Source organism: Acidimicrobiales bacterium (assembly GCA_036399815.1).
In the GTDB taxonomy this organism is placed as follows: domain Bacteria; phylum Actinomycetota; class Acidimicrobiia; order Acidimicrobiales; family DASWMK01; genus DASWMK01.
Genome location: DASWMK010000077.1, coordinates 1 through 8410, shown reverse-complemented (window position 1 = coordinate 8410; position 8410 = coordinate 1). Strand labels below are relative to the sequence as shown.

Here is an 8410-nt window from a genome sequence, read left to right as displayed (position 1 = left end):
GGCGGGGCCGGCGCCGACGTCGTGCTCCCGGGACTCGGCGACGACCGGGTCGACGCCGGCGAGGGGATCGACGCCGTCGTGTTCGAGCCGTTCGTCGCCGGCGTGTCGGTGAACCTCGGCGAGCACCGGGCGACCGGGCAGGGGCGCGACCGGCTCACCGGCTTCGAGCAGGTCATCGGGACGGAGCGGACCGACGTGATCGTCACCACCGACGGCCCCGACCTCGTGAGCAGCCGGGCCGGCGCCGACCGCATCTGGACCCTGGCCGGGGACGACGAGGTCTACTGCGGCGGCGGGTGCGCGGTGCGGGCCGGCGACGGCGACGACACGGTGTTCGCCGACAACGGCCGCTCCCGCTGCGTCGGCGGCCCCGGCACGGACACCGTCGAGTGCGGCCGCACGATCGAGTGAGGCGCCGCCCGCCGGCGACGCCCCGGTGGCGGCCGGTGGGCTAGGAGGCGGCCCGGCGGGGGCGGTTCGACCGGCTCGTCTCCGTGCGGGGGACGAGGGTCGGGTTCACCTTCTCGAGCACGACGTTGCGGTCGATGACGCACTTCTCGACGTCGGTGCGGCTCGGCAGGTCGTACATGACGTTGAGCAGCACCTCCTCCAGGATGGCCCGGAGCCCGCGGGCGCCGGTGCCCCGGAGCAGGGCCTGCTCGGCCACCGCCTCGAGGGCGTCGTCGGAGAAGGTGAGCTCCACGTCCTCGAACTCGAAGAACTTCCGGTACTGCTTGACCAGCGCGTTCTTCGGCTCGACGAGGATGCGGATCAGGGCCTCCTTGTCCAGGTTGGACACGGCCCCGATGACGGGCAGGCGGCCGATGAACTCGGGGATCAGGCCGAACTTCAGGAGGTCCTCGGGGAGCACCTGGGTGAGGATCGACCCGAGGTCCTTCTCGTTGGACCGCCGGATGTCGGCCCCGAAGCCCACGCCCTTGCGGCCGGCCCGGCTCTCGATGATCTTCTCGATGCCGGCGAAGGCGCCGCCGCAGATGAACAGGATGTTCGTCGTGTCGATCTGGATGAACTCCTGGTGGGGGTGCTTGCGGCCCCCCTGGGGCGGCACCGAGGCGGTGGTCCCCTCCAGGATCTTGAGCAGGGCCTGCTGGACGCCCTCGCCCGACACGTCGCGGGTGATCGACGGGTTCTCGCTCTTGCGGGCGATCTTGTCGATCTCGTCGATGTAGATGATGCCGGTCTCGGCCTTCTTGACGTCGTAGTCGGCGGCCTGGATCAGCTTGAGGAGGATGTTCTCGACGTCCTCGCCCACGTAGCCGGCCTCGGTCAACGCCGTGGCGTCGGCGATGGCGAAGGGCACGTTCAGCATCTTCGCCAACGTCTGGGCGAGGAGGGTCTTGCCACAACCCGTCGGCCCGATCAGCAGGATGTTCGACTTCGCCAGCTCGACGTCGGCCTCGTGGCCGCTCGCCCCGCCGAACTGCACCCGCTTGTAGTGGGTGTAGACGGCGACCGAGAGGATCTTCTTGGCGTGCTCCTGGCCGATGATGTAGTCGTCCAGGAACTCCCGGATCTCACGCGGCTTGGGCAGCTCGTCGAAGCGCAGCTCGGAGGTCTCGGACAGCTCCTCCTCGATGATCTCGTTGCAGAGATCGATGCACTCGTCGCAGATGTAGACGCCGGGACCGGCGATCAGCTTCTTCACCTGCTTCTGCGACTTGCCGCAGAAGGAGCACTTCAGGAGCTCCCCGCCGTCACCGAACTTGGCCACGTTCTCCCCCGGTTCGTGTTCGATCAGCTGATGGCGGCGATGGGCCCGGTGGCGGCGATCTCCCGGGCAGTGATCACTTCGTCGATGATGCCGTAGTCCCGCGCCTCGGCCGCGCTCATCACGAAGTCGCGGTCGGTGTCCTTGTGGATGCGCTCGACCGGCTGGCTGGTGTGCTCCGAGAGGATCTGCTCGAGGAGCGTCCGCATGCGCAGGATCTCCTTCGCCGCCAGCTCGATGTCGGCCGCCTGGCCGGCACCGCTCCCCCACGGCTGGTGGAGGAGGATCCTCGCGTGCGGCAGGGCCAGCCGCTTGCCCCTCGTGCCGGCGGCCAGGAGGACGGCGGCCGCCGACGCCGCCTGGCCGAAGCAGATGGTGGTGATGTCCGGCTTCACGTAGCGCATCGTGTCGTAGATCGCCAGCAGTGCCGTGATGTCGCCACCCGGGCTGTTGATGTAGATGTTGATGTCCTTGTCCGGGTTCTCGGACTCGAGGTGCAGGAGCTGGGCGCAGATCAGGTTGGCCACCGTGTCGTCGATCGGCGTGCCCAGGAAGATGATGTGCTCCTTCAGGAGCCTGGAGTAGAGGTCGAACGCCCGCTCACCCCGGTTCGTCTGCTCGACGACCGTGGGCACCAGGTAGTTGCGGATCTCGAAGCTCACCCTGCGGGCCTTCCTGTTCCTTCGTCCTCGTCGGTGGGCGCGCCACCGGTCTCGTCCGCGTCGTCGGTCGACGTCGGTTCCTGGAGGTCACGCCGGTCGATCGGCCGGCCCGCCTCGTCGACGATCTCGACCCGCTCCACGAGCCAGTCGAGGGCCTTGCCGTTCCTGATGTCGGAGCGTACCGCGGGGAGTTGGTCACCGCGCTCCAAGCGACGCCTGACCGTCTCGGGCTTCTCCCCGACCCTCGTGGCCATCATGGCGATGGCCTGCTCGAGGTCCTCGTCGGTGGCCTCGAGCCCCTCGGCGTCGGCCACCGCCCGGAGCCCGAGGTCGACCTTGACCGCCCTGGTCGCCACCTCGCGGAGCTCGTCGCGCAGGTCGTCGGGGCGCTTGCCGGTCGCGTCCAGGTACTGCTGGAGGTCGGCGCCCTGGGCCGACAGGCGCATGGCGAGGTCCTGGAGGCGCTGCTGCATCTCGGCCTCGACGAGGGCCTCGGGGACCTCCTCGTCGACCAGCCCGGCGAGGGCGTCGGACACCTTCTCCCGCAGCGCCATCTGGGCCGTGCCCCGCTTGATCCGACCGAGCCGGGTGGCGATGTCCGCCCGCAGCTCGGCCAGGGTCTCGAACTCCGACGCCTCGTTCGCCCACTCGTCGTCCAGGTCGGGCAGCACCCGCTCCTTGACGTCCTTCACCAGCACCGAGAAGTCGAGCGTGCCCTCGCCCTGGGGGTGCGGCGCCCCGAACTTCAGGATCTCGCCCGGTCGGGTGCCCCGCAGCTGCTCGTCGAGCTCGGGGACGAGCCCGCCGCTGCCGACCTCGTAGGACTCGTCGTCGACCTCGCGGAGGACCTCGACGCCGGAGCGGACGGTCATGTTGACGGTGACGAAGTCCCCGTCCCTCGCCGGCCGCCCGACCTCCTGGAGCTCGCCGAACTGGCTGCGCAGGCGGTCGACGTAGCGGTCGACCTCCTCGTCGGTGACGGCCGGGTCGTCGAGGACGACGCGGAGGCCGCCGTAGCCGGGGACCTGGACCTGGGGCCGGACCTCGACGACGGCGTCGAACTGGACCGGGCCGTCGTCCTCGCCGGCGGTGATGTCGATCTCCGGCGGGGCGATGACGTCGATGTCCTCGTCCCGGACGGCCTGGGCGTAGTACTCGGGGAGGGCGTCGCGGAGCGCCTCCTGGCGGGCGACGCCGGGGCCGAGGCGGGCCTCGAGCAGCCGCCGCGGCGCCTTGCCGGGACGGAAGCCGGGGATGCGGACCTCCCTCGCGATCTTCCGGAAGGCGGCGTCCACGGCCCGCTCGAACTCGGCGGCTTCGACCTCGACGGTCAGCTTGACCTTGTTCCCCTCGAGCGGTTCGACGCTGGTCTTCACAGTGCGGCGAGTGTACCGGCGCCTCCGGGGGCGGCCTCGCCGTTCGCCGGCCGGGGCCGCGGGTAGCGTTTGGGCGACCGGGGAGTGGCGCAGCGGTAGCGCACCTGCTTTGGGGGCAGGCGGTCGGCGGTTCAAATCCGCCCTCCCCGACGGCCCGGGCCCGGACCCGCGGGTGTAGCTCAATGGCAGAGCCCCAGCCTTCCAAGCTGGTGATGCGGGTTCGATTCCCGTCACCCGCTCCCCGCCGCCGGGCGGTCGGCATCGGCGCCGCCGCCCGCCAGACTGCCGGCATGGCTGCCGACGTCACCGTCACCCACCGCCCCGACCACCGGCGCTTCGAGGCCGAGGTCGATGGCCACGTGGCCGAGCTGGTCTACCGGGTCGACGGCGACCACCTGCTCGTCCTCCACACCGGCGTGCCCGGCCCGGTCGAGGGCAGGGGCGTGGGCGGCGCGCTCGTGCGGGCCGCCGCCGAGCACGCCGCGGCGGCCGACCTGGCGGTGGTCCCGCTGTGCTCGTTCGCGGCGGCCTGGCTGCGCCGCCACCCCGACGTCGCCGCCAGGGCCCGGGTCGCCGACCGCTAGACGCGGCGGTGCCCCGCACGTGGCGTGCGGGGCACCGTCAGAAGCTGCGGGGTGGAGCGGTCCTACACGAGGCTGCGCCGGCGGTTGCCGGTGACCGCCCGGTAGATGGCGAGCAGGATCATGGCCCCGACGATGGCGGTGAGCCAGGTGCTGATGTCGAAGAACTCGTCGAGCGGGTCGGCGTCGAACAGCGCCGCCGCCAGGAACCCGCCCAGCAGGGCGCCGACCACACCGATGGCCATGGTCACGATGATGCCGCCCGGGTCGTCGCCCGGCATGACGGCCTTGGCGATGGCGCCGGCCAAGAGCCCGAGGATCAGGAATGCGATGATGCCCACTGTGTGCTGCCTCCTCTGTGGGGGCGCCCATAGCCCCGCTTGGTGACAGCAGGATGCCCACGCTTCGCGTTCGCCATTCCTCCTTGCCCCCGGCGAGGGCGGACGCACGTTCGCGCATGGCGCGGTCGCCGTGCGGGTACTCGACGCACATGCCGACCTGGAGCGTGGTCGAGTCCACGGTCCCGACCGACGGGGCGAGAGCCGAGCTGATCTGCACCACGGTCGCCGGCGTCGCGGCGGCCGGGGGCGGCCTGGAGGAGGCGCTCCAGCGGCTGATCCCGCTGGCCCTCGGACGGGCGGACCTGATCCAACTGGCCCACCGCAGCTGCACCGCCTACCTGAGGGCCCACCCCGACGACGCGGTGTGGCGAAGGACCGCCCACCTGCTCGAGCGGTCCCTCACCACCGGCATCTTCGACGCGTAGCCCCGCCCGTCAGGCGCCGACCGCGGCGTACTGCGTCGGCGCCCGCCCGCGCCCGGTGTGGTCGGCCGCCGGGCCCAGCTTCTCCACCCTGCCGCTCTCGACGAGCTCCTCGACCGCCTTGCGCACGGTCGCCGGGCTGCCGCCGGCCCGCTCCATCACCTGGCCGAGCGTGAACGGGCCCTTCAGGGTGAGGACCTGGCGCTTGATCTCGTCGGTGGGCACGGCCTTGGCCCGCTGACGGGGCGCCCCTCCCGCGGCCGCGCGGCGGCCGGCCCCCCGGCCCCGGCCGCGACCCCGGCCACCGCCGAAGCCGACCTCGAAGCCCGCCTCGGCGAGCGCGTCGTCGGGGACGCCGAGCTCCCGGAAGGCGCTGGCGCCGATGCCCTGCTCGTCGGCCCACGCCTTCGCGTGGCGGACGAAGCCCTCGCGGAACTGGCCCTCGTCGACCGCCCTGGCCCGCTCGAGCTCGGCGAGGGCCCGCAGCTTCTCGATGGGGTCCTTCGCCTTCTCGGCCTCGGCCGTGAGTGCCTTGATCCGGGCCTCGTCGCGAAGGCTGTCGGGGTCCGTCAGGTACATCAGATAGAGCCGGACGGCCCCCTCGCCCGTCGGCTGCTGCGATTCACCCTTTGCCACGTCGTCTGCCTCCTGGGGTTTCGGCAACATCGCCGGGTTCAGAAGTTACCGCCAACGCGGCCGCGGGACGCGCATGTCGACAAATCGAAGATCGTTTGAACGGTGTTCGCCAGAAGTGCCCGAATCGTGCGCCGCCGGTTGGTGGTGATATCGGGTGATTGTTGGGTCAATCGTCGCCGACGTGGGGCGCCATGCGCGTCATGACCGTTCGCAGGCCCTTGCCCACGTGGTCGAGCACCGTTCTCACGTCATCGCCGGCGGCGATGCCGTCGGCGAACCTCGCCGCCTCGTCGAGTCGTTCGCTGAATCGGATCCAGGCCGAGCGCCGGTGCGGTAGCAGGAAGCTCGACCGATAGGCCAACTGGAAGTTCGGCCCGGCGTTGAGCCCAGGGTGCTCCGGACCGATCGGCAGCTCGGATAGGAGCAAACCGAGCGGCTTGATGGCCGAGAACATCAGCCCGACGGCGGCGTTGGCGAGCTCCCGCAGTTGGTCGTCGCTCTCCTCGCCGAACGCGAAGTAGCGAACGATCATCTGGAGGATGAGGTCGTAGACGACGTTGAACAGATCGGTGACGGCGGCCGTGAGCGGGTCGGTGATCGTGATGTCGGGCATCACGCCGTCGGCCGGGCGCACGGCGCCGGGCGCGACCGGGTGGGCCGGCTCGAAGCGGGGGTCGGCGGCCCGCATGGCCTGGTACTCCTCGAGGACGGCGAGGAAACGGCCGTAGTGGGCCTTCGACCAGTCGCCCCTCGCCCCCTCGCCCTGCTCGACGATCCGGGCGATCGCGCCTCGCGCCGCGGCCAGGTTGGTGAGGGGCACGAGGTCGGGCCAGCCGAACGACGCCGGCGTCGCCTGGGCCCGGTGGGGCCCGATGAAGAGCATGTCCTCGCCCAGGTCGGCGGCGAGGTCGACGAGCCCCCGCTCGATCGACCGGTAGAGGTGCCCGACCGTCGAGAACTCCTGGGCCCACGGGACGATGTCGGTCTCCGACATGATCGGCAGCGCCGGGCCGGTCGGCACGAACCCCTCGGCGTCGGCCAGCTCCATCCCCTCCGGGCGCTCGAGGAACAGCATGTGGCGCAGCGCCCGCTCGCCGAAGCCGACGAGGGCGATCTGCACGCCCGCCGGGTAGCCCTTGGCCTGGTGGGGCAGGTGGGGCCGGCTGACGTAGGGCGCCGACCCGACGGCGCTCAGCAGGTTGTTGACGAGCGCCCAGTGGAGCATCTCCTCGGCCGCCACCCGCAGGATGACCGACCGCCACCGCTCGACGGCCTCGAGGTGCTCCGCGGGGAGCCCGTCGTCCGGGCGCGTCTTCAGGCTGAACGCGGCGTAGAGGTACTCGCACATGAGCCCGTGCTCCAGCTCGGCGGCCAGGCAGAGCAGGTAGGTGAGCTCCTTGCGGTTGGCGACGACGATGGGCGGCTCGGCGGGCACGCCCTCAACCTACGCGGGGCGCGGCTCGAGGATCACGACCGGGATGTCGCGGTCGGTCCGGCGCTGGTAGGCGGCGTACCCGCGGTAGGCGGCGACGATCCGCGGCCACAGCTCGGCCTTCTCGTCCTCGGTCGCCACCCTGGCCCGCAGCTCGCGCGTCCGGCCCTCCATCGTCACCACGACGTCGGGGTGCTCGCGGAGGTTCAGGAACCAGGCCGGGTGGCGGCGGTCCCCGCCGAACGAGGCGACGAGGACGACCTTGTCGCCGTCGACCACCGGCGCGGTGAGCATCGTCGACCGGCGCTTGCCCGTCTTCCGCCCCGTCGTCTCGAGCAGCACCACCGGCATGCGCCCGGCCGCCCGAGCACCCGCCCCTTGGTCGCCTTGAACACCGCCTCGTGGGCGCCCGTGAACAACCGGAAGGTGACGTCCTTCGCCCGCTCCGCTGCCGAGGTCATCTCGTCTCCTGGTCCTGGCGGTCGTCGATGCGCTCGGCCGGGAAGGCGCCGGAGTCGGTGTCGCCGGTCGACCAGTCGAAGTTCTTGTCGAGGTGGTCCATGTCGCCGAGGAGGCGGCCGTCGTCGGTGAGGTCGACGACGGGGACGACCGCCACCGGCTCGACCCCGTCGACCTCGCCGACGGCATGGCGGCGCAGGGTCGGCCCGAACAGCGACGTCACGCTGGCCAGCACGGCCTGGTGCTGGTGGGCGAGGAAGCAGCGGGCGCCGTCGGTGATGCGCTGCACGTGGTCGTCCAGGGCCAGCAGGTCGAGCTCGGCGCCCTCCGACCGGGAGAGCCGGTCGAGGATCTCGGCGATGGCCATGCCGTCGCCCTTGCACGGCATGCACTGGCCGCAGGACTCGACGGCGAGGAACCGCGACACGCCGGCCGCGAGGGCGACGGGGTCGGTGGCGTCGTCGAGGACCACGAACGCGCCGGCGCCGAGCGCGCTGCCGGCCGCCTGGAGGTCCTCGTGGGTGGCGGGCGTGCCCAGCGCCGCTTCGCGCAGCAGCGCGCCCGAGACGCCGGGGAGCACGGCGACCACCCGCCGGCCCTCCCCCGCGCCGCCGCCGACCGCCTCGATCACGTCGATCACGGGCGTGCCGAACGGGAGCTCGCCGACGCCGGCCCGGCGGACGGCGCCGCTCACCGTGCACAGGAACGTGCCCGGGCAGGCGGCCGTGCCGACGGCGCGGTACCAGTCGGCGCCGTTGGCCAGGATGCCGGG

11 protein-coding genes and 2 tRNA genes are annotated in these 8410 nt (G+C 71.9%); 5 read left to right on the top strand and 8 right to left on the bottom strand.

The genetic code is table 11. The features are described 5' to 3' along the window. On the top strand, positions 1 to 411 hold a 411-nt coding region (locus VGB14_05775), incomplete at its 5' end, for a hypothetical protein (protein ID HEX9992417.1). Between the two features lie 40 nt (positions 412 to 451). On the opposite strand, the gene clpX is transcribed toward VGB14_05775, so the two are convergent. The 3 genes from clpX to tig are packed head-to-tail and all read right to left on the bottom strand — an operon-like array spanning position 452 to position 3767. Beyond that, positions 452 to 1732, bottom strand: coding sequence for an ATP-dependent Clp protease ATP-binding subunit ClpX (gene clpX / locus VGB14_05770; GenBank protein ID HEX9992416.1), 1281 nt, complete (start codon positions 1730 to 1732; stop codon positions 452 to 454). A 23-nt stretch (positions 1733 to 1755) separates the two neighbouring features. Then, positions 1756 to 2367, bottom strand: a complete 612-nt coding sequence (locus VGB14_05765; GenBank protein ID HEX9992415.1) for an ATP-dependent Clp protease proteolytic subunit — start codon at positions 2365 to 2367, stop codon at positions 1756 to 1758. Positions 2368 to 2387: 20 nt separating this feature from the next. Next, positions 2388 to 3767, bottom strand: coding sequence for a trigger factor (gene tig / locus VGB14_05760; protein HEX9992414.1), 1380 nt, complete (start codon positions 3765 to 3767; stop codon positions 2388 to 2390). A gap of 78 nt (positions 3768 to 3845) precedes the next feature. Here tig and VGB14_05755 point away from each other — a divergent pair. The 3 genes from VGB14_05755 (at position 3846) to VGB14_05745 (ending at position 4351) form a co-directional block, all read left to right on the top strand. Then, a tRNA-Pro gene (locus VGB14_05755) sits at positions 3846 to 3917 on the top strand. 18 nt (positions 3918 to 3935) lie between these two features. Next, a tRNA-Gly gene (locus VGB14_05750) sits at positions 3936 to 4006 on the top strand. A gap of 51 nt (positions 4007 to 4057) precedes the next feature. After that, positions 4058 to 4351 carry a GNAT family N-acetyltransferase gene (locus VGB14_05745; protein ID HEX9992413.1) on the top strand — a complete coding sequence of 98 codons (294 nt, stop codon included), beginning with the start codon at positions 4058 to 4060 and terminating at the stop codon, positions 4349 to 4351. A 62-nt stretch (positions 4352 to 4413) separates the two neighbouring features. Here the strand turns inward: VGB14_05745 and VGB14_05740 are convergent, their stop codons facing one another. Beyond that, the gene (locus tag VGB14_05740; GenBank protein ID HEX9992412.1) at positions 4414 to 4689 is read right to left on the bottom strand and encodes a GlsB/YeaQ/YmgE family stress response membrane protein; all 276 of its coding nucleotides are present in this window, start codon (positions 4687 to 4689) and stop codon (positions 4414 to 4416) included. Positions 4690 to 4838: 149 nt separating this feature from the next. Between VGB14_05740 and VGB14_05735 the strand changes: the two genes are divergently transcribed. After that, positions 4839 to 5114 (top strand): hypothetical protein, encoded by a 276-nt coding sequence (locus tag VGB14_05735; protein ID HEX9992411.1) that lies wholly within the window; start codon positions 4839 to 4841, stop codon positions 5112 to 5114. Positions 5115 to 5123: 9 nt separating this feature from the next. On the opposite strand, the gene VGB14_05730 is transcribed toward VGB14_05735, so the two are convergent. The 4 genes from VGB14_05730 to VGB14_05715 all read right to left on the bottom strand — a co-directional run. Further along, positions 5124 to 5747: a Clp protease N-terminal domain-containing protein gene (locus VGB14_05730; GenBank protein ID HEX9992410.1), complete on the bottom strand. Its 624-nt coding sequence runs from the start codon at positions 5745 to 5747 to the stop codon at positions 5124 to 5126. A gap of 166 nt (positions 5748 to 5913) precedes the next feature. Then, positions 5914 to 7182 carry a ferritin-like domain-containing protein gene (locus VGB14_05725; GenBank protein HEX9992409.1) on the bottom strand — a complete coding sequence of 423 codons (1269 nt, stop codon included), beginning with the start codon at positions 7180 to 7182 and terminating at the stop codon, positions 5914 to 5916. 9 nt (positions 7183 to 7191) lie between these two features. Further along, entirely contained in the window at positions 7192 to 7530 is a 339-nt protein-coding gene (locus tag VGB14_05720) for a nitroreductase/quinone reductase family protein (GenBank protein HEX9992408.1), read from the bottom strand. A 106-nt stretch (positions 7531 to 7636) separates the two neighbouring features. Beyond that, on the bottom strand, positions 7637 to 8410 hold a 774-nt coding region (locus VGB14_05715; GenBank protein HEX9992407.1), incomplete at its 5' end, for an NADH-ubiquinone oxidoreductase-F iron-sulfur binding region domain-containing protein.